Here is a 20,667-nt window from a genome sequence, read left to right as displayed (position 1 = left end):
TTTTTCCACTTATAAAAGGTGCTCTTTTTTATACCGAAAAATTCATACGCTTCCTTATTTTTACCCCGTTCTTTTGCATATTTTAATACTTGAACTTTTTTTAGATAGTTTAAATAATCTGTTATTTCTTTTGTCTTTTCCATATTCGTAACACTATATTAGTTTTCTACTAAATTAGTCTACAAAGGGCTGACGTATTCACAAACAGATATAAGTATTAATGCCTGTCATATACAGTAACATCACCAATAGCAGTATTCCCAACAATCCACCTGCAAAAATAAACAGGTACTGTGCCTTCAGACCTTTGAATTCGACCGATCTTCCAATTCCTTTGTTGATGAGATAAGTATTCATAATCAAAATTCTTAAAGGAAGAATGAACGTAGGATGGTCGCTGCTACAATAAGGAATATACAAGCTCCAAACCAGCTGGCAGCCGTTTTTGAGGTATCCGGGTCACCACTGCTGAACTTATTGTAGACCTTAACACCTCCGATAAGTCCCACCACGGCTCCGATAGCATAGATAAGCTTGGTCGCCGGGTCAAAATATGAAGTGACCATTTGAGTAGCCTCGGTTATTCCAGCAGAGCCATTACCCTGAGCCTAAATAACGACACCCATAAGGATAGCCATAATAGTTAGTGAAAATTTTGTTTGTTTTTCCATAATTTGAAGTGATTATTTGTTACGATGAACCTGCATCATGCAGGCTTTATTGACAAATATCGAGTAGAATTTTAGGCATAATGGCGATTCGGTACCCTGTGGATTTACTTGGCTGTAAACTGCCTTGAGAGGTGATTTTATATTTAATGAAAGCTTGATTTAATAACCAGAAATAACCTGATTGGATCGCAGGGGATATTTGCAAATAAAGAAAAAGCGTAAAACTTATGTTTTACGCTTCACAGAATTTCGTAATGTTTACATTTTTTGACCTTTTTTATTTTTTGGTATGTTTTTCAAATTCCTTTGCTTCCCATTCTGTTTTTTTTCTAGATTGCCCTTTATAACATCAATAATAAAAGTTTTATCCCACGGAATTAATTTGGTATTAAATTGCATTTTTAGGCCAAATTGTTTTAAATTCTCCTTTAGGTTCCAACCACCTTTACGATTCCAGCCTATAGGGTCAAGAGCTTTTTGGAATGGAGATTCCACTGCAATCAGATCTTTGGGAATGCTGATAATATTTTCATAATCAAGCTCGCAAAATTCATGTTTTTTAGGATCGTATGGGATAAGATAAGTGTCGCTTTTTTTAGAAAAATAATGCTGAATATCTTCAAATACAATCACTTTAGAAAGAAAGTCATCCTTTGGCCTAAGCATATCCATTCTGAGATCTACAAAAAAAGATGATTATTAATTTCTATGGTGGTAAAACCCCTTTATTAACTCGTAGATCATAGGCTTTGTGATTAACCATCAGATCAAAATCTGTTCCCTCAATATTTAATAATGGCAATTCAGTTCTCATTAAAATTATTATCACTTAAACAAACTTCCCAATGTCAAAATCACTTACATCATTTTCTTTAAAATAGGAAGAACCTGAATCTTTTTCAGTAGATAAACTTTTATCCAGGAGTTCGGCAATCTTATGGGAAGCTCCTTTAATAGAACTTTCCATTAGGCTGAATAATTCGGTTCCTTGTATTTTTTGAACTATATCTACTGCTTTTCGCTGCAAGGCTGGTTCCAGGTGTTCTTGCTGTAACAGTGCCCCCACAGTACTTAGTTCATCGAAGGTAACTCCTAGAGCGAACCCATTATCGCCATTTGGAAATCTTTGATTAATGAATTCTTCCTCTTCTTCTTCAAGATTTAGTTCATAACCGAAAACTTCATCAAGTTCTTCCTTGAGAATTTCTTTTAAAAGATTTTTCTCTTTGGTTTCTGTCTCAAAATTATCATCTACATCAATTCGCTCAGCGAATTGGTGTTTTTTGACGTTAGCAGGCATTAAATGTCTTTCAGGTTGTTTTGTTTTACCCATAATCCCTGTAGCCACAAAATGATTGGGTATTGATTTTTTTTCTTTAATTACCTTGTTAATAATCATTTTATCTCGTGCTAAAAGGATAATAATGATAATCAGGCCCATTAGAATTAAAATGTCCATAATTAAAATATTGGTTTAAATCTTTCTTTATAAGAATCACAATTGTCAGGTCTATGTTTCTACTTTCCCGTTTCTCCAAGATGGTTTTCCATGTACTGTTTTTTTGTTTTTTTTCATAATGGATAATTAAAAAAGAGGTTTGAATTTTTCGTTAAAATCGTCAGTGATTGCTTTCTCAAATAAATAAAAATGATGTTCAAGAATATTATCCAGATAAGCATATAGTGGAATTTTGTCTTCACCGATCACCTGGACGATACGGGAGAGTCTCTCATGATATTCCTGACGAATATAGATGCTTTTGTCTCCTCTGCGGTTCATAGAGTGAGCTACAAGAAACTGTTTGCCATAATTATTGCCAGATGCTTTTTTGATCCTTGCTTTTTCTCTAATTCTTGGCTTCTCCTCAATAAAAAGAGGATCCTTATCAGCTTCATGCACATCGGGATCTCTTGTTCCTTCTGCCATTACTTTCATTAAATACTCTTCATCGACGTCTGGATTCGAATTTGTTCTGTTGTCCTTATTCATATCTGCTATAACTTAACAGTTTTCAAAAATTCTTCAATAAATAAATCCAATCGGCATTCTTTAATCAGTCTTTTATCGCCAGGTAATAAGGTGGATCTAAATACGGTCTTAGCAATCGTTTCACTTTCCTTGCGAAATCTTTTGCTGTCCGTTATGCTTGTTTCCATAAGTGTAAGCCCTAGTCCGGCAATAATTTTCTCATAGAATTCATATAATGGAGACTTTTCCCGAGCATCTACCTGATTCCAAAATAGCCGGATGGTTTCAATAGAAGTATGACCGTTTTTGATCAGAACGTTAGTTAAAACATCTGTAAATGCGAGCGTACTCTCAATTACTACGCGATCAGCTGTGATGGGTGAAAAAATATGATGCATTCCAGCCAAAGTGTTAAGTAAGCCAGAAGTATTTACGGTTCCTGGTAAATCAAAAAATAATACATCCAAATGTACTGGTGAAGTTTCTAGGAAGCGCTCAGCTTCTTTTAGTGCTTCGTCCGACCTGCATTGAATTATCGGATAGGCCTTTTTGTTGATTGTTGTAAACTGTTTATAAGCAATTTTTTTTAAGATTTCATTTTGCATAACAGCTTTCAAATCCCGTTGCCGCATTTGTGAGATACTGTGTTGGGGATAATCACAATCAAATACCGCCACGTTATATCCAAATACATAATGTAAGGAACTTGCTAAAATTGTTGTAAACGTACTTTTTCCAACACCACCTTTTTGGCTCGAAAATGCAATAAATAATGTTCTTTTTTTTGGTTCCATTTTTATTTGACTTTAAATTTTAAAAAATAATTATCGAATGATACCCATCTGTCCTTCATATCTAATAGCTAAACAGATATTGCGTGGCCTGATTTCGAGCAGGCTGGCAATCCTGCTAGCTTGTCCCTAATCACTCAGTAACTCAGTTATGCGTGATAATAGGAGCGCCAAGTTTCTAGCAAACCAGAAAGCTATGAAGTAGGCAGCACATCTAAGACTACGGAATCTTATTCTGCTGGCAGTAGTGTCTTCAGTTCTCTCTGCACTCAGTCTTATTATCACTCTTGATTACAGCCTGGATTCATAACATGCTAACGGTTTTGCCAGCTTGATGGCACAAAGAAGTGGTTAATTGATTTGATTTAGCCAAACAGGAAGCTGTTTACGCTTAGTGGCAGTGCTTGGCCGGTTTTGTAGTAAGGCTGCTACGAAAACTAGTATTTAATTTGTATTGTCTTAAAATAGAAGGATATATGATAAATATAATGAAGACTTTGTACCGTAGATCAGGCAACTTAGGTTTCTTTTTTTTATCAGTTCAATTAATCCACAAAGAGTAGAGGAGTTCCTTTCACCGGAAAGGGGCAAGTTGTGTTTTGAGTGCCTCATAACTGTTTTTTGTGCCTCAAAACAACTTGCCCTTTGCAGGGGAATTAAACACTCTCCAAAGTCAAGGTTTATGATTTTTAATGAATTTAATAGTAATGAAAGATAAGAACAATAACAGAAATAGAGGTGGCAGAAAGCCAAAGATTGATCCTAGCATACACCGACATGTATTCAGATTAAATGATGAAGAAAATAACAAATTAATGTCACTTTTTGAAGTATCAGGGATGAGTAATAAAGCGAAATTTATTATCTCTGTTTTATTTTCAAATGAGATCAAAACAGTGAAAATTGAGAAAGGATCTGTAGATTTTTATATGAGACTGACCTCATTCTTTTCTCAGTTCCGAGCTGTGGGAGTTAATTATAATCAGGTAGTTAAGCTTTTGAATACCCATTTTTCTGAAAGGAAAGCCGCCGCTTTTCTGTATAAATTGGAAAAACAAACCGCCGAAATGGTTGTATTATGTCAAAAGGTCATCGCAATAACAGAAGAATTTAACAGGAATCATTTGAAAAAATAATCTAGAAATGATCGCAAAAATTGGAAGAACCAGTAATTTATATGGAGTATTGGCTTATAATAATGTTAAAGTTGAACGGGATAACGGAAAAATTTTAACGGGCAATAAAATGATTGAAACCCTAAGCGGTCATTATACTGTAGCACAATTAGCAGCATCTTTCGAACCTTACCTGATAGCTAATCGCAATACTGAAAAGCATACGCTCCATATATCACTTAACCCTGATCCCAATGATCAGGTCAGTGACGACCAATTTATACAATTGGCACAGGAATATATGAATGAGATGGGTTATGGAGAGCAACCTTATGTCATCTTTAAGCATACAGATATTGACCGTACCCACATCCACATTGTTTCGGTATGTGTCGATGAGGAAGGAAAAAAAATTTCAGATAAGTTCGAAAAGCGACGATCCATGGAAGTATGCAGAGAATTGGAAAGGAAATATGGTCTGATGCCAGCAGGGGCAAAAAAGCTTGAGAAAAACGAAAAAAACTTTCAACCTGTTGACTATAAATCAGGGAATGTTAAAGACCAGATCGCTTCGGTGATAAAACACCTGCCCCGGTACTATCAGTTCCAAACTTTTGGACAATACAATGCACTATTGTCTTTATTCAATATTAGCGTTGAAAAAGTAGAAAGTGAACTGCATAAAAAAATGCATCTTGGATTGATGTATTTTCCATTGGATAAAAATGGGGAAAGAATAGGACATCCTTTTAAAGCATCCTTATTTGGAAAAAGTACAGAACTCAATGCGTTGGAGTCACATTTTATAAAATGTAAAAAATCTTTAACTGGCATTGAGGCTAAAGATACTGTTAAAGTGATCGTTGATCATGCTCTAAAGTATACCAATAATGAGAAAGATTTTAAAAGTGTTTTAATACATCAGGGGATCAATACGATAGTTCGCAGAAATGCTACCGGACGCCTATATGGAATCACGTTTATTGATCATAATTCAAAAACGGTATGGAATGGTTCTGGCTTAGGGAAGGATTTTTCTGCTAGTATTTTTAATGATTTGTGGAATAATAATATCAACCATGAAAATATAGAATCCGCACAACATCACACCACAATATCTCATAATAAAGAAAAGGAAAACCTTCATTATCTATTTGATTTTTTAGATGTGGCTATAATATCTGGCCACCTAGAAAATAATCTATTTGAGGATGTTAGTGGATTGTTAACCTTCACAAATGAAGAAGATTATCAGGAGAAGGAGTTTGCTAACCAGATGAAAAACAGAAAGAAACGGAAAAGGTAAAACGAACCTTATGTAGTAAAACCTTTTTGTGAGTATTTATCGTTTGAACTAAAAATATAGGAGCACCTATAAATGTCTTCTGAAATTTAATCCCATTGGCTTATTCTATAGAATAAAGAATGATAAAATTATAATATAAGCTTTGTTTCCATTAGTTAAAAAACTACAGTCCGTTAGTGATAATATTATTACCATTAAGCAGAATATGAAAAATATCTTTTTTAAGTTTGAGTACTCTTTAAAGAGTACTTCAGTGTATCATGTTTATACACTAGAGACTGGTTTGTCTTAGTTTTCATGTTTAAGATCCGGTGTGGTTATATTTTTACCGGATCTTATTAAATCAATTTCTGCATACAGATCAGAGGTATTCGTTCGACTATCACTAAAATTATAATACAAAACATATGAAAAAAATCTTATTAATCTCCACTTTAACCTTTTCTGCTCTATCCTTTGGACAGATCCAATGGAATAGCATAAGATTCGGTGTAACTGGAGGAGCAAACTATTCGCGAGTAGCCAATGCACATAACCCGTCAGGACCCCGGTATACAGGTCAAATAGGAGCTTTAGCTTTGATTTCCATAGAAAAAACAAATCAATTCTTTATACAGCCTGAATTATTATTCTATGGTGCAGGAGAAACAGGAAAAGAACGTGATCTTAAAGGTAGAGATGGTTATGATGCAGTATACGCCAATAATTATCTTAGTGTACCTCTTTATCTTAAAGGATATTTTTCTGAAGAAGCTTCAGAGTTTTTTGGATTAATTGGCCCAAGATTCAATTTTTTAATTAGTCAGAACGTTAGAAATGCACCTCATAGCAGACCTTATTATGATCCTGATGTTAATTCCACAAATCCTTTAGTAAATGGAAAAGCTAAAGGCTTTAATTTTGGTCTTGGATTAGGGATAGGGTATAGCTATAAAAGACAACTGGAATTAGCTTTAAAATATGATTTTGGACTTTCAAATACGTATCCGGGCCTCGCAAAAGAAGCAGGAGGTACCGATAGCAAAAAGTCTGAACAGGTTATAGCACTTACTTTAAATTACATATTCAAATAAATATTCTATATGAAGAGTTCTAAAAACTGAAAGATTGATCTGACGCCAAATAAAGCCACATAAAGTCAATAGTTTCTTCTTTAGAAAAAAAGAGTTTTCCAGGATTTATATTCGTAACCAAATAATAAATGTTAGAAAATGCAAGGAGAGGACGATTTAAGAGGATTAGCTAAAATCATGGCGTTGATGAGAGCAGTAAGTATTCTTATGCTGCTCATGCACTTATACAGGTATTGTTATGGATTTTTTCTTGCAAGAGGATGGACCCTGGAAATTATCAATAAAATACTACAAAATTTCCAAAGAACTGCAGGACTGTTTTCTCATCCCATCTATACCAAAGTTTTTGCTTTGGTCTTATTGGCTTTAAGCTGTTTAGGAACAAAAGGTGTGAAAAATGAGAAGATCACCTGGTCTAAGATTTATTGGGTTCTAGGTTCTGGTATAGCATTGTTCTTCGTGAATATTCATCTGCTCAATGTATCAACAAATATAGGGACATTCTTATACATACTAAGTATCTCTTTAGGGTATATTGCCTTGTTAATGGCTGGGGTATGGATGAGCCGGTTACTTAAAAATAACCTGATGGCAGATGTTTTTAATAACGAAAATGAAAGTTTTATGCAGGAAACCAAACTGATGGAAAATGAGTATTCTATTAACCTGCCTACGAAGTTCTATTATAAAGGGAAATGGAATAACGGATGGATCAATATTGTTAATCCATTCAGGGCAACCATACTATTAGGTACACCCGGATCCGGAAAATCATATGCTGTTATCAACAATTATATTAAACAGCAGATTGAAAAAGGATTCTCAATGTACATCTATGATTTCAAATTCGATGATCTTTCAACCATAGCCTATAATCATTTATTGAAGCATCAGGATAAATATATAATCAAACCGCAGTTTTATGTCATTAATTTTGATGACCCTAGAAAAAGTCATCGCTGTAACCCCTTAAATCCTGATTTTATGACGGATATTTCAGATGCTTATGAAGCAGCATATACCATTATGTTAAACCTGAACCGAAGTTGGATACAGAAACAAGGTGATTTTTTTGTAGAAAGCCCCATCATTCTTTTAGCAGCCATCATATGGTTTTTAAAAATATATGAGAATGGTAGATACTGTACGTTTCCCCATGCCATTGAACTTTTAAACAAAAAATATTCAGAGGTATTTACGATATTGACTTCTTATCCTGAGCTGGAAAATTATCTTTCTCCTTTTATGGATGCCTGGCAGGGTGGAGCTCAGGATCAGCTACAGGGACAGATCGCTTCGGCCAAAATACCTCTGTCGAGGATGATATCTCCAAGTTTGTATTGGGTAATGACAGGTGATGATTTTTCATTAGATATCAATAACCCAAAAGAACCTAAAATATTATGTGTCGGAAATAACCCGGACAGGCAGAATATCTATTCGGCTGCATTGGGGTTATATAATTCGAGAATTGTAAAATTGATCAATAAGAAAGGGCGGCTAAAAAGTTCGATTATTATTGATGAATTACCAACGATATATTTTAGGGGATTGGATAATCTTATCGCCACTGCCAGAAGTAATAAAGTAGCCGTTTGTCTGGGGTTTCAAGACTATTCTCAATTGACGCGTGATTATGGTGATAAGGAAAGTAAGGTGATCCAAAATACCGTAGGAAATATTTTTAGCGGTCAGGTAGTGGGAGAGACCGCGAAAAGCCTTTCGGAACGTTTTGGTAAAATCCTACAAAAGCGTCAGAGCATAACCATTAATCGAAATGATACTTCAACTTCCATATCCACACAATTAGATAGCTTAATACCTGCTTCCAAGATTTCTACACTTACACAGGGGATTTTTGTCGGAGCTATATCCGATAACTATGGTGAACGAATAGATCAAAAAATGTTTCATTGCGAAATTGTTGTAGATAATATAAAGGCTTCTGCAGAAACCAAAGCGTATCAGAAGATACCCGATATTTTATCTTTTAATACTGAAAAAGGTGAGGATACAATGAGACAGGTAATTGATGGTAATTACAAACAAATAAAAAGAGATATAAATAACATCGTAACAGCTGAAATGGATCGTATTAATAATGATCCGGAACTTCAGTATTTGTTAGATAGTAATAATTGTTAGAAAACAATGGAATTATTAAAAATCAGCGGTGTTTAAAGTATTTTTAAGTTAATGGATCATTAATTATTTTTTGATATGTCTAGAATAAGAAAATTAAGTTGTCACTGAAACTTTATAATTTATAATGAAAACGAATTTTAAAACCTAAATAAAAAACCATGAGAAAACTAGTATTATTGATAGGCATTATGACCTTCTGTGTTAATTTAAGTATTGCACAAACAATTACAACAGCTAAAAAAGAAACAGCAACTGCTGTTAAGCTGAAAAAAGATGGCACGCCGGATAAACGTTATACTTCTAAGGTCTCGGCGGCTACTTCAGATAAAGTTACCGCGGTCCCAAGTACAAGGTTAAAGAAAGATGGTACACCGGATAAACGGTATGCACCTCAAGTATCAACAACTTCAAATACAAGTAGTGTTAAGTTAAAGAAGGACGGTACACCAGATAAACGTTACAGCAGTGCAAAAGAAAAGACAGTGGCAACATCGGAACCGATTCAAACTGTTAACAGGCCAAATGTTTCAAACGTAAACTCTACAAAAGATTATAAACCTACCATAGACCGGAGTTTAAAAGGTCCTAATGGTGAAGAAATATTGACAGGTCCCAGAGGTGGTAAATATTACATCAATAAAAACGGAAACAAAACCTATATTAAGAGACAGTAATAGAAGTTAAGACAACCCCTAAAAGAGGGGCAGGCCATTTTGAATGGCATATTTTTAATAATTTTAATATACTAATATCTAAATAAATATACAATGAGTTTACTTGACTTACTTACAGGAGGCACCAGTAACCAGGTTGCTGAGCAGGCTGGAAATAAATTCGGGATCAGCAAAAATCAGGTGATTGCCCTATTAGCAGTAGCAACCCCTCTTATTATTTCTCATCTTAGAAATAAATCCAAGGATGCTAAAGAAGCAGAAGCCCTAAATAATGCTCTGGATAAAGATCATAACGGAAATATTTTAAATGACCCTTCAGGGGTTGAAGCAAGACAGGCTGAAGGAGGATCTATTCTTGATCACATCTTCGGAGGACAAAGAAGCGACGTTGAAAACCACCTCTCACAAAACACAGGGATTTCAGTAGACAAAATAGGACCCACCCTTTCAATGCTTGCCCCTGTTGTGATGGGGTTCATTGGTCAGCAAAAGCAACAAAATAATGTAGGTGCAGGTGGGCTGGGAGATCTTTTGGGAGGAATCCTTGGAAGTGCTTCAAACCAAGTTCAAAATCAGGAATCTCATCCAATCAATGATATTCTCAGAAGTGTTATGGGAGGAGAGACCCAGTCCTCAGGAAATCCATTAACTGATATACTGGGAAGTGTATTGGGTGGTGGAAGTGGAAACGGACAACAAAACGGAAGTGGCTTAGGTAGCTTCCTTGGTAATATCTTTGGAGGTAAATAATTAATTTATTCAATATAACAAACCAAACTCTTAGCTTAATTGCTAAGAGTTTAATATATTTATTATAATAAAGTAATAATTGTTTTTTTAGTAGTTTACACCGCCAGATAAAATTTAGAGATGAAGCAAGTCAGATGTATCCCTCCTGTATGGCATATGGGAAGGATCTTTTACATTAGCTTCGGAGTTTATCAAAGAAGAGACTCTATTTGAATTATTAGTTCTCATTTTTGAGAAATATAAAGACAAAACAGCATTGCTATTTGCTGCCTTTTTCAAATTCAAATGTAGTTTTATTATCCTCTCTTAAAACAATGTAAGCATTAAATTCCTTTCCGGATTTTATTTTCATCTCTTTAATTAAAGTGGTTTTGCCATCGGTGACAAGACTCTTTATGTCTGGTATACCAATTCGGACTCCACAGATATTTCTGACTTGTATCCAGCTGCATACTTCATCAGGACATCTAATGATTTTGTCAAGTATGAGTAGTTGCTGCTTTTTACATTTTGGACAAATAATATTATGAAGTTCAGGTTGGGTAATTTTTAATGAAAGCAATTCTTTGGTAATTGCTACTGTATGGACCTTAATTTGTTTTTGAAAACCTTGGAAATTGAGCTTATTATTTTGAATTTTATTCATAGCCAATTCCCACCCGGCCATCATTGCCACATCCGCAATTTTTTTGTCTTTGACCACTTCATATAACTGTATTTCTTTCTCTGTGGGAATCAGCGAATTATTATCCCGTCGAATATAGTTTTTGCTTAACAACGTTTCAATGACAGAAGCTCTTGTAGCCGGAGTACCGATGCTCATATTTTTTATTGTACTCTTTTCTTGAACATTGTCAATATTTCTTCCTGCAGTTTCCATGGCTGAAATAATTCCAGCCTCTGTATATAATGTTGGGGGTTGAGTTTTTCTTTCTTGTAGATTGGAGGCTTTAATTTTGATTTCAGTACCCTCTTTTAATTCCGGAAGATCCTGCAGGTATTCAAGGTCATCAAAAAAGTTCCCTCGAATGGCACGCCAGCCTGGTTGAAGAATCCGAGATCCTTTTGTGATGAATTCGTAATGTAATGATTGCAAGCCCACTTCGGTGACCTCCTTTATACACGATTGGGAAACTGCTTCCAGCAATCTAAAAGCAATCAAATCATATAGAGCATTTTCTTTTGCTGATAGTGCAGATGGAATCTTTTCTGTGGTTAAGAGTCCATGATGATCGGTAGCTTTTAGTTCATTTACAATACTTTTATTGAAATTTCCCCATATAACACTGGCTATCGCGTTTTTGCAGTTTTCTCTTTCCTTAAGTGATCTTATAAGATCTGGAATTTCAGTCCACAAATTTTCAGAAATATATTTACTTCCAGGGCGGGGATAAGTAATAAACTTCTTCTCGTATAAACCCTGAGCAATGTTCAGGGTTTCTTGGGCAGAAAAGTTCAATTTTTTATTGGCCTCCTTTTGTAAGTCCGTCAGATTAAAAAGCACAGGTGGATTTTCTGTAATTTCTTTCTTTGTAATAAAGGTGATCGTTGCAGTATTCCCGTTTCTTTCAATGGATTTCAGTAAATCGTCTGCTTTCTTTTGTTATCCAGCTTGTTTGTCAAAAGACTTTTGACAAATTAATGACAGGGTAGGAGTTTGTATTCTTCCCAGTGAATAAATGTCTTTCCCCGTGGTAATGGTCAATGCCTGTGTAGAATTTAAACCGACAATCCAGTCAGCTCTGTTTCTGCACTCAGCAGCGTAATATAATCCATCAAACTGATCTCCCGGCTTTAAGTTGTCAAAACCCTTCTTAAGAGATTTTTCAGTAAGGGAACTGATCCATAAACGTTTAAAAGGTTTTTTGCATTTCAGATATTGGTAGATATATCTGAAAATAAGCTCGCCTTCAGGTCCCGCATCTGTTGCAACAATAATACTGTCACACTGATTAAAAAGCTGATCTAGTACTTTTATCCGGTTTAAAGCATCTTTATCGGTAACAAAAGCTTTTTCTTTTTTGGCTTTTCTAATGGTTAAAAAATAAGGGTTAGGGAGTATTGGAAGCATGTTTTTGTTAAAATCTGAAATACTATAATCTTCAGGCATTCCTAGTGTAATCAAATGTCCAAATGTCCAGGTAACACAGTAGCCATTACCACTAAAATAACCGTCTTTTTTTTCAGATGCACCCAGTAGTAATGCAATTTCTCTTGCCACACTAGGCTTTTCTGTTAGTACAACTTTCATAATAATCTTTTATTTGAATGTTATGTGGCTTTTATTCTAAATTTTCCGGCCTCGTGATTTAACAGGAACTTTATGGTTCTCCTGCTGTTCAAGTTGTTTTTTGTTCTTCGGTATTTGTTGTGCCCTTTGTAAAGGTTCTTTGGTATTCTTAGTAGCCCTCATTAGTTTTCCCGTCAGAATTAACAGCCACTTGGGTTTTATGATCCTCAGTAGGAATAAGGTGTTTTTTAAGCTGGTTGGGATCTTGAAATGAGAAATCAACTTTTCCCGTCTCCTTATTAAACGTAATATAACCTTGATAAGGTTGGTGTTTTTTATCAATAAGTCCATCGATATAAATAGTGTTGCCCAATTTTAATTGAGCAAACTGCGCTTCATCAAGTTCCTTACCTCTGAAGGTTCTTGGAATCTCAAAAGATTGACTTTGGTGCTGTTGGTTATTATGAGATTGCCGGTTAACATATGATCCGTCGAATAAAAACTCAACGTATTTTTTATCAGCATTAAATTGTAAGGTAGCATTAAAGGATTCTCCTTTTTTGGAAACCATTCCTTCAATGTAAAGAGATTGGCCTTCTAAGAGTGTTTGTGTTTGAGCCTCATCTAACCTGACACCTTTGATTTCCTCAGGGATCTTAATGTTCTCGGCACGATAGGCAACCAGTTCATTGGTTAACCGGTCTCTGCTTATGACCGAAGGAATGATTTCATCGGTTTTAGGATTGATAAGATCAACAACCCGTCCCATATTTCCATTTTCTAAAAGATTTTTCTTATCTTCAGGAGTAAATTCATGTCCTAAAAACGGGTAATTGAAAGTGGGCTCTTTTCTGATACCATGCAGGTTAACAAAAACCTCACCAGTATCATTCGTTTGTAAAGAGAGACGAACATCCATCCTACTGACCGAATTTCCTAACTTAATAGTAATAGGAATAAGATCGTTGGTCTTATAGCCTTTTAATAATGGGTCAAGGGCATTTAGTTTTTCTAGCTTTTCCTGGTCTAAGCCAAATTTTGACATCGTATTCCAGTCTATTTGTTCAGCGGAATATTGATATTCCTTTTCTGATGATAGGGTAGTAGTACTCATAGGTTTGTTATTTTTGTTATGTGGTTGTATTAATAAATTCTTTGATTGGTTTGGGTAGTTTTGTTTTTAAAGTATTAGTGGAATTTTCTTGATGAGTAGAGAAAACTTTAAGAAAAGAAAACTCTGAGGGATTTTTAAGTTGACTGAAAAAGTTAGAAAAAAAGTTGGAGAAGAAATCACCCTGTTTATTAATTCTTAAAAGAGAATTCCCGCTTTTTCCTAAATGGGAATTTAAGTTTAATTTTGCTTTTTTTATGTTTTTAACACCCCCAGCGGTGGAGTCTTTAGCATCTAAAGCATTTAAATTATTGATCAGAACCTGATCTGAATACTGAGTATTTTCAAATTTATCCATTATACTAAATCTTTATTCAGTATCGAATTTAGCAGTCTTTTATATTATATAATACAAAAGGTATTTGCAGGTATAATTTGGCTCTTTTTGACTGTGATTTTAAAAAATAGGTTAATAATCGGATGCATTTAATAGATATAAGAAAGATCTTAAGATGGTAACAAATAAAAGTCCTTCCGGGGAAGGACTAAGAAAAACATAAATTTTGAAAAAAAATTACAGGTAAAGACAATAAATACTCATCCTATTCTGTCCATAAAACTTAAAATTAATTATTATGTTTGATTAAGAAATAAATTTGATTGTCGGAAACTAAATTATTAGAAAAGAGGTGGAAATAATTAATTGCATCTGTAATTATTAATAAGATCCCATTACATAACGGTGAAAAATCTAAAATAAATTTATGACTAATTAAGCAGATCTATAAAAAGAATAAATGATTAAATAGTCCCATACAAAGTAGCAGTACCATTTAATATCGTGCTGCCTCCAGTGCCTCCATACGATAATACTCTTGTATTACTGTCATAAGTAAAATTACGGTTTCCTCCACAAGCACTTCCGGGGGAGGTCCATACATATATACCTGGAGAAGGAGTTGTAATTGTGCCTACTTCTTTATTATTAAGAGTCACAGCCATTTGGCGTGAAGTAATATATAATGTCAGTAATCCACTGATTGGTGCTGAACAATTATTATCAAAAAAACCTTCAATTTTAAGAGCGTAACGATCATTAGTGTTAGTTCCATTTCTCCAGGAAACGGATGGTACCGTTAATAATGTACCCTCTTTTGATGCATATAAACTGACTTCGGTTTGTAATCGCCCAGGCAAAACAGCTAAAGTATTATCAGATCTCCAGCCTAAAGGCATTTGCCAACCTGAAGCTGCTGCTGTACGTAAATTTCCCCAATTCACCGATGAACCGTTTATTGAAGAAATCTTTGTAGCATCTACCCTAATTTCACCATTGACATGTAGCTTTTCTAAGGGATTACTAGTCCCCACACCTAATTTGCCTTCAATGATTGTCCCGTTCAGTGGTGCAACAATATCTATATAGCTACTGCCGATCGAAGCATTACCTTTTACAGTAAGCGAGTTTTTATCCTTCGTTTGGTTTACATAAAAAGAACTTTGAGAAAAGGAAACAGTCGGAGATAATATGATCAAGAAAATTAATCTAATTTTTTTCATTTTTTGACTATTTTGGTTATTAGTATTTAAATTTTTTATAGAATAAAGTGGACATAACTAAGTCAAAATACATTTATGTCTTGTTGTAATGCTAGTACTTTTCCAATCTGAGCGTATTAGCTGATCTGAAACTTAATACAATCTTAACAGCTCATCATATTTCTATTAAATTTCAAGAATAAATTTATTGAACATGATTGTAATATTTCATTGATATAGCGTAGTATTATCTTTAATTAAGTGTAGCATTATTACTACATTTAAATATTTAGTACTCATATTGTTGAATTCTATTGAGTTTTTGAGAGTATTGCAGGTACATTTCCGTTTCAAGAATCTATACATGTTTGTAATCTGATTGAATTCTAACCATTTTTCAACAATTATATACAAACGCTACTTTGGCATTAGTTTAATGGGACTCGTTAAATTTGGATTAGTTCGAAATCCGACATTACCTTAGTAGAAAAGAATACGCTAGCGGAATATAAATGATATACCAGAAAGGAATTAATGGATGATTCTATTTTTCATTTCTACCCTTTATCAATTGTACAAGATCTATTGGACCCGGATGAAAAATACTTTCTTTAACTCTAAAATTTTAAAAGCCTAGGTATCTCTTTTTAGGTTAGTTTCCTCTTATTCGTAGTTAAAGAACTATAGATTGCTAATGATAATACGACTTCTTTTCATTGGAATATGGTAAACATCTTGTTATTATTGCAAAGTAATTTTAAACAAAACATTATTATTATAAATATACTTTGGTCAGATAGTGAAAACATTAATATCTGAATTTTAGTTTTTAAGTATCTGGATTGTTATGGTACCTGTCAGATACTAATATTTTTTAGCCTTTTTTACAAATGTATAATAATGCAATTATTGAATAATAAATTGCTAGATAGTAATTAAAATTATAAAAATGATTAGAATAATTTAATTGTTGGTTGTGTATCAAGTTTCTTTCTATTATGGCAAGAGATAAATTACAAAACAACAAATTCTCAGGAATTTTAGAAAAAAAAAGTAAATAAACTTTTTGTGATATTTGAATCTCATGTACATTCACGTTCCTCATATTTGAGGTTTTTACTAAAACTAATCTACCATTTTTTTGACCTGCATCAGTTGGAGCTACTGACAACGAAGTGAATATTGTTACTTCTAACATCAGTATCTAAGGCTGTTCTATGTATCTCATTAGCAAGATTTGCTTGTATGTTTTCTGTGGGAATTTTCCGTCACAAATCTTATCCTTTCAACCGGAAGTAAGTGAGAAATGTACTTAGGTTAAAAATTAATTTAAATGATGTATAAGCTACTATTATTAGCAAACTAAAAAACAGAAACAACAAAATGAAAGAAAAAATAACTATTCAGTTTATGCTTTTGACAGCATTGGTTATTTGTACAAGCTCTTGGAGCTCTGAAGTAGACTTTCTTATTGGGAAAGAGGAAAAATATTCAAAAAAGTCTCAAGCATTTTCATCGAAAAAACAAATAGCAATTAACTACGGAAATGGTTTTAAGATAGCCCTGGAAAGTTATAATGAGACTATTGATGGTCATACAATAAATACAATAAAAAAATCATCAAAAATAGATGAAAAATATGGAGAGTTTAATGTCTGGTCTAAAGGCTTAATAAATTCTGGGAGGAGTGAACCTTATGAAGATTGCCACGATCCTGAATTATTTGCAGAAGGAGATACAGTTGGTGAAATATCCACTGATAATTACACCATGAATCCTTGTCAAAAGATGAAAATCCAGAACGCCGACCAAATTTTTAGAAATAAAGTTTCAGAGTTAGATAAACAAGAAATATTTAATAATGATCAAGAAATTGGGGTAGCTGCTGCATATGGCACGCAGGTTAATTATGAATACTTAACGAACGCTACAAATGATAATTTGAAGTTTCCCGAAAAATATTTTGGTTATATTCATACTCATCTTGACAGTAAAGATGGAGTTGTTAAGATTTTTTCACCTAGCGATATATCTACTTTCCTAACAACTTGTGTCAGAAATGCAGCAGCTCGCGGAACAATGAGTGATGCTTTTGGTATGGTAATTACATCACAAGGAAATTATATACTAAAATATTCAGGAGATGGAAATTATAATATAGGTCCTGGAACTTTAAAAGGTTGGGAGAGTTGGTATAGGAGAGCATATGATCAATTATCCGAAAGTGAGCTTGATGATTCGGAGGTGGTTGAAAAGTTGTTTACTCAATTTCTTGAAGAGAAAGTGAAAATTGACGGATTAGAAGTTTATAAAAGTGATAAAACTACAGGTAATACAAGAGAGTTAAAATATGATGGGAATAAGAAATCGGTAAAATTAATTCCCTGCCCAGCATAACAATTCTTACTTTGAAGGGGACTCGTTATAGCGCAAAACAAAAATGATGTGTCTTTTTCTCTATGCTAACAATTTAATTTTCTTAGTAGTAATGTAAATCAGTAAAAAGTGAACTGATTTATACTATAGCATAGGGCAGTGTTTCATAAGAGATAGTTTTGTAATTTGCAGTCTACATATGCTAGACACTTTCCCACAAAGTGTGTAAGTTAAAAAGTTAGGGCTTGGATTTTTATAATCTGAGCCTTTTTTCAAAAATAAACATAAATTGGTGAGAACAATCCCCAATTTTGAATAGGTATTTTTCATTTTTTAGTAGCTTCTTTTAAAGCTAAATAAACAGATTTCATTACAGCATCATCGGTGGAAAAACACATTTTATTTTTGGTATATTTTGTGATTTTACCATTTAGATCTTCAATTAAATTAGTTGTATATATTATTTTTCGTAGCCCGAGAGGAAATTCAAAAAATACAGTCAACTCATCACAAATTTGGGTTTGAGATTCAGGAAAGACAGAACGGATAGTCTGCGTAAACCCGAAGGGCGAGCTTTCATTTTTTTCAAGCCACATTCCCAATACCTCCTTTTTTCCGTCACGGTTTAATCCAACAGCCAGATAAACAGTTTTATCAACGACTTTAGAGCTTTCTCTTACTTTGAAGACAATTCCATCCATCAAGACAATGAGATATTGTAAATGGTCAGCAAAAAGTGTATGATACCAAATTTTTACAACTCCTTACACAAAACCTTAATAAGGTCTTTATAACAGGATATTATGAATATTGACAGGACAGAATTCTCTTTATGGATGGAAAGGATTATGACAAGGTTTGATGTCCTCAGCGAGAAAGAGAAATCAGGATGCTTTACAATTGCTTAAAATTAGTTCCAAATCACTGTTAAATTATAACTCTGATAAAAAATTGAGTTATTATATCGTAAATGCTAAATTATATTAAAAACTTGTGATGTCCATCAGTTGAGTAAAGATAGTTCTAAAAAGTCATCTGTGAGGTAGTAAATATTGCTCGCCATTAAAATGTATGCTGGATCAGGAAATAGTTATAATGATTCTTTTATAGTAACCGCTATATAAAACTACATGGTTTTTATACGGTTGTTACGAAGTATTTTTTAATTTTACACCAGACAAAAAAGCTAAGTAAAGTACATATGCAGTGCTTTGAAGTTATATTCATAACAGGATTAACTTTTAAAAACTATAACTTTTTCCAGCTCGCAAATATAAAACAGGATTTCCTGCTTTATGATGTCGAAGTTGATTATTTATTGTTCTAGATTTGAACAAACTATTGAAGCTTATTGAACTATATATATTTCTCAAAGCTGTATGATAAATTAAGTATAATATTCAAGCAATACATTACTTGAATATAAAATTTTTTTGTCATTTATTTGTGTGTAACCGGAGATTCATCCTACTCCGGTTTTTTTATTTCATCAATACATCAAATATAAACAAATAATTATTATTAATATAAAAAATATTATTCTAATTATTAATTTTTGTGTGGTATTCTATCCTAAAATTTAAACATCCCTTAAAATTCATTAGCTACTTATCCCCAAATGCATAATTACTATTAACTTTGTTTGGTTATACCAGCTATACCAATTATAATTTTGGTAACTATATATAAGTTTACACAAACATAAAAAACTGGAGTTGCTAACTTTGTTAGGACACAATTCTTATACTCTTTAACTTTAAGAGTATGAAAAAGATCAGAAAAAATTACAGTCTAGAAATCGAAGATTCGACGGAGTCAATTTAAGATCCAAGCAGTATCTTTAAGTGAACAACGGGGCAATATATCTTCGGTAGCTCAAGAATTGTGGACTGCAAAGAAAGTTTAGTCAATTGGAGAAAGCTTCACAAAGAATTATCTGAATCAGAATTTTCAGGTTAAAAGCAGTAAAGAGGTCTGGGTGTCTGATATTACCTATATCCGAACAGATCAGGGCTGGTTGTATCTCACAACGGTCATTGATTTGTTTGACAGAAAGGTTATCGGATGGTCATTAAGTGAGACGATGAAGGCTCAGGACACCAGTATTGCTGCCTTGAAAATGGCACGGCTTCACCGTCCTTTACAGGACCATGATAGTTTAATTTTCCATTCGGACAGAGGGATACAATATGCCTGCACAGAATTTACGTCAATAGTCGGAAAAAACATTATCCGAGTATGAGCGGAAAAGGAAATTGTTATGATAATGCTGTAGCGGAGAGTTTTTTCAAGACCCTGAAAACCGAACTTGTCTATCAAAATAAATATGAAACTAGAGACCATGCCAAAAACTCTGTGTTTGAATATATAGAAACATTTTACAACACCCAGAGAAGATATTGCTTCGCCGAATCTTCGATTTCAGCTTTAGGAAATTTAACCATAAGAGAGTATCAAAATTTAATGTCTAATCAATCTAAAAATGTAGCATAAAGAGTATATAAATTTTGTCTCAAAAATAATTGCAAGTTCAGTTTCAAAAAAGCATCTTCAAAAATATGTGGATGAATTTGTGTATAGATTTAACCTGAGAAAGGTCTCAGACCAAGAAAAATTCAGATATTTGTTATCAAATTCAAATATCAGAACTAAGTATAAAGAATTATGTCATTTAGGCGAAGCACTTAAAGAAAAAAATGTGAGATACATTATAAAAGATGATGTAGAGTATTTTTATGTAGAAGATATAAAGGAAAAGTATGAGTACTTTGTATTTGGAGCAGATAAAATAATCTATATTGATGATATTCCTTTGATTGATGGTAAATATGTACTTAAATTAACAAAGTTTAATTTGAATATGAAAAAAGTATTGAATTTTAAGCCCAAAAGGAAAGATAAAGAATCTTAATTTTAT

General features: G+C 33.5%; 17 protein-coding genes and 4 pseudogenes. 10 read left to right on the top strand and 11 right to left on the bottom strand.

Going from position 1 to position 20,667, the window contains the following annotated elements:
* Positions 1-201: 201 nt before the first annotated feature.
* The 6 genes and pseudogenes from J7E44_RS23565 to J7E44_RS23540 form a co-directional block, all read right to left on the bottom strand.
* Positions 202-357 (bottom strand): annotated as a pseudogene (locus tag J7E44_RS23565) (DUF4133 domain-containing protein); the annotation flags it as partial.
* Positions 358-368: 11 nt separating this feature from the next.
* A pseudogene (locus tag J7E44_RS23560) lies at positions 369-638 on the bottom strand (DUF4134 domain-containing protein).
* A 291-nt stretch (positions 639-929) separates the two neighbouring features.
* A complete protein-coding gene (locus J7E44_RS23555; protein ID WP_214834590.1) occupies positions 930-1,304 on the bottom strand; it encodes a hypothetical protein in 375 nt (124 codons plus the stop codon).
* Positions 1,305-1,500: 196 nt separating this feature from the next.
* Positions 1,501-2,130: a conjugal transfer protein TraD gene (locus J7E44_RS23550; RefSeq protein WP_214834588.1), complete on the bottom strand. Its 630-nt coding sequence runs from the start codon at positions 2,128-2,130 to the stop codon at positions 1,501-1,503.
* Between the two features lie 126 nt (positions 2,131-2,256).
* A complete protein-coding gene (locus J7E44_RS23545; protein WP_214834586.1) occupies positions 2,257-2,661 on the bottom strand; it encodes a DUF3408 domain-containing protein in 405 nt (134 codons plus the stop codon).
* A 5-nt stretch (positions 2,662-2,666) separates the two neighbouring features.
* On the bottom strand, positions 2,667-3,434 hold the full coding sequence (locus J7E44_RS23540) for a ParA family protein (RefSeq protein WP_214834585.1): 768 nt from the start codon (positions 3,432-3,434) through the stop codon (positions 2,667-2,669).
* A gap of 704 nt (positions 3,435-4,138) precedes the next feature.
* Here J7E44_RS23540 and mobA point away from each other — a divergent pair.
* The 6 genes from mobA (at position 4,139) to J7E44_RS23510 (ending at position 10,494) form a co-directional block, all read left to right on the top strand.
* The gene (gene mobA, locus J7E44_RS23535; protein WP_214834583.1) at positions 4,139-4,567 is read left to right on the top strand and encodes a conjugal transfer protein MobA; all 429 of its coding nucleotides are present in this window, start codon (positions 4,139-4,141) and stop codon (positions 4,565-4,567) included.
* 7 nt (positions 4,568-4,574) lie between these two features.
* A complete protein-coding gene (mobB, locus tag J7E44_RS23530; protein ID WP_214834582.1) occupies positions 4,575-5,852 on the top strand; it encodes a conjugal transfer protein MobB in 1,278 nt (425 codons plus the stop codon).
* Between the two features lie 407 nt (positions 5,853-6,259).
* A complete protein-coding gene (locus tag J7E44_RS23525; RefSeq protein WP_214834581.1) occupies positions 6,260-6,925 on the top strand; it encodes a porin family protein in 666 nt (221 codons plus the stop codon).
* Positions 6,926-7,063: 138 nt separating this feature from the next.
* A complete protein-coding gene (gene mobC / locus J7E44_RS23520; RefSeq protein WP_214834579.1) occupies positions 7,064-9,070 on the top strand; it encodes a conjugal transfer protein MobC in 2,007 nt (668 codons plus the stop codon).
* Positions 9,071-9,228: 158 nt separating this feature from the next.
* Entirely contained in the window at positions 9,229-9,744 is a 516-nt protein-coding gene (locus tag J7E44_RS23515) for a hypothetical protein (protein ID WP_214834594.1), read from the top strand.
* Between the two features lie 93 nt (positions 9,745-9,837).
* Complete coding sequence (locus J7E44_RS23510; protein WP_214834577.1) at positions 9,838-10,494, top strand: DUF937 domain-containing protein; 657 nt, start codon at positions 9,838-9,840, stop codon at positions 10,492-10,494.
* A 259-nt stretch (positions 10,495-10,753) separates the two neighbouring features.
* On the opposite strand, the pseudogene J7E44_RS23505 reads toward J7E44_RS23510, so the two are convergent.
* From J7E44_RS23505 to J7E44_RS23495, 4 genes and pseudogenes are all read right to left on the bottom strand, one after another.
* Positions 10,754-12,745: pseudogene (locus J7E44_RS23505) on the bottom strand (type IA DNA topoisomerase).
* A gap of 148 nt (positions 12,746-12,893) precedes the next feature.
* Positions 12,894-13,838 (bottom strand): DUF3945 domain-containing protein, encoded by a 945-nt coding sequence (locus J7E44_RS23500; protein ID WP_251040677.1) that lies wholly within the window; start codon positions 13,836-13,838, stop codon positions 12,894-12,896.
* 16 nt (positions 13,839-13,854) lie between these two features.
* On the bottom strand, positions 13,855-14,193 hold the full coding sequence (locus tag J7E44_RS24050; RefSeq protein ID WP_251040676.1) for a hypothetical protein: 339 nt from the start codon (positions 14,191-14,193) through the stop codon (positions 13,855-13,857).
* A 443-nt stretch (positions 14,194-14,636) separates the two neighbouring features.
* Positions 14,637-15,395: a hypothetical protein gene (locus tag J7E44_RS23495; protein ID WP_214834575.1), complete on the bottom strand. Its 759-nt coding sequence runs from the start codon at positions 15,393-15,395 to the stop codon at positions 14,637-14,639.
* A 1,362-nt stretch (positions 15,396-16,757) separates the two neighbouring features.
* Between J7E44_RS23495 and J7E44_RS23490 the strand changes: the two genes are divergently transcribed.
* Entirely contained in the window at positions 16,758-17,771 is a 1,014-nt protein-coding gene (locus J7E44_RS23490; RefSeq protein WP_214834573.1) for a hypothetical protein, read from the top strand.
* A 232-nt stretch (positions 17,772-18,003) separates the two neighbouring features.
* Here J7E44_RS23490 and J7E44_RS23485 read toward each other — a convergent pair.
* A pseudogene (locus tag J7E44_RS23485) lies at positions 18,004-18,466 on the bottom strand (transposase); the annotation flags it as partial.
* Between the two features lie 1,262 nt (positions 18,467-19,728).
* On the opposite strand from J7E44_RS23485, the gene J7E44_RS24450 reads away from it, so the two are divergent.
* The 3 genes from J7E44_RS24450 (at position 19,729) to J7E44_RS24440 (ending at position 20,661) form a co-directional block, all read left to right on the top strand.
* A complete protein-coding gene (locus tag J7E44_RS24450; RefSeq protein WP_214834571.1) occupies positions 19,729-19,992 on the top strand; it encodes a DDE-type integrase/transposase/recombinase in 264 nt (87 codons plus the stop codon).
* Positions 19,989-20,243 (top strand): IS3 family transposase, encoded by a 255-nt coding sequence (locus J7E44_RS24445; protein ID WP_214834569.1) that lies wholly within the window; start codon positions 19,989-19,991, stop codon positions 20,241-20,243. The genes J7E44_RS24450 and J7E44_RS24445 overlap by 4 nt, the downstream gene beginning before the upstream one ends.
* A gap of 67 nt (positions 20,244-20,310) precedes the next feature.
* Entirely contained in the window at positions 20,311-20,661 is a 351-nt protein-coding gene (locus tag J7E44_RS24440; RefSeq protein WP_214834567.1) for a hypothetical protein, read from the top strand.
* The last annotated feature ends 6 nt before the right edge of the window (positions 20,662-20,667 follow it).

Origin of the sequence: Chryseobacterium sp. ISL-6 (assembly GCF_018613715.1) — a bacterium.
GTDB classification, from domain to species: domain Bacteria; phylum Bacteroidota; class Bacteroidia; order Flavobacteriales; family Weeksellaceae; genus Chryseobacterium; species Chryseobacterium paludis.
The sequence above is the reverse complement of the archived record's forward strand: the minus strand, read 5'-3'. Positions and strand labels throughout refer to the sequence as shown.

Excerpts from the sequence above, each read along its gene's own strand:
- J7E44_RS23550 (WP_214834588.1), bottom strand. The coding sequence starts at position 2,130 with ATGGACATTTTAATTCTAATGGGCCTGATTATCATTATTATCCTTTTA.
- J7E44_RS23545 (WP_214834586.1), bottom strand. The coding sequence starts at position 2,661 with ATGAATAAGGACAACAGAACAAATTCGAATCCAGACGTCGATGAAGAG.
- J7E44_RS23540 (WP_214834585.1), bottom strand. The coding sequence starts at position 3,434 with ATGGAACCAAAAAAAAGAACATTATTTATTGCATTTTCGAGCCAAAAA.
- mobA (WP_214834583.1), top strand. The coding sequence starts at position 4,139 with ATGAAAGATAAGAACAATAACAGAAATAGAGGTGGCAGAAAGCCAAAG.
- mobB (WP_214834582.1), top strand. The coding sequence starts at position 4,575 with ATGATCGCAAAAATTGGAAGAACCAGTAATTTATATGGAGTATTGGCT.
- J7E44_RS23525 (WP_214834581.1), top strand. The coding sequence starts at position 6,260 with ATGAAAAAAATCTTATTAATCTCCACTTTAACCTTTTCTGCTCTATCC.
- mobC (WP_214834579.1), top strand. The coding sequence starts at position 7,064 with ATGCAAGGAGAGGACGATTTAAGAGGATTAGCTAAAATCATGGCGTTG.
- J7E44_RS23515 (WP_214834594.1), top strand. The coding sequence starts at position 9,229 with ATGAGAAAACTAGTATTATTGATAGGCATTATGACCTTCTGTGTTAAT.
- J7E44_RS23510 (WP_214834577.1), top strand. The coding sequence starts at position 9,838 with ATGAGTTTACTTGACTTACTTACAGGAGGCACCAGTAACCAGGTTGCT.
- J7E44_RS23500 (WP_251040677.1), bottom strand. The coding sequence starts at position 13,838 with ATGAGTACTACTACCCTATCATCAGAAAAGGAATATCAATATTCCGCT.
- J7E44_RS24050 (WP_251040676.1), bottom strand. The coding sequence starts at position 14,193 with ATGGATAAATTTGAAAATACTCAGTATTCAGATCAGGTTCTGATCAAT.
- J7E44_RS23495 (WP_214834575.1), bottom strand. The coding sequence starts at position 15,395 with ATGAAAAAAATTAGATTAATTTTCTTGATCATATTATCTCCGACTGTT.
- J7E44_RS23490 (WP_214834573.1), top strand. The coding sequence starts at position 16,758 with ATGAAAGAAAAAATAACTATTCAGTTTATGCTTTTGACAGCATTGGTT.
- J7E44_RS24445 (WP_214834569.1), top strand. The coding sequence starts at position 19,989 with ATGAGCGGAAAAGGAAATTGTTATGATAATGCTGTAGCGGAGAGTTTT.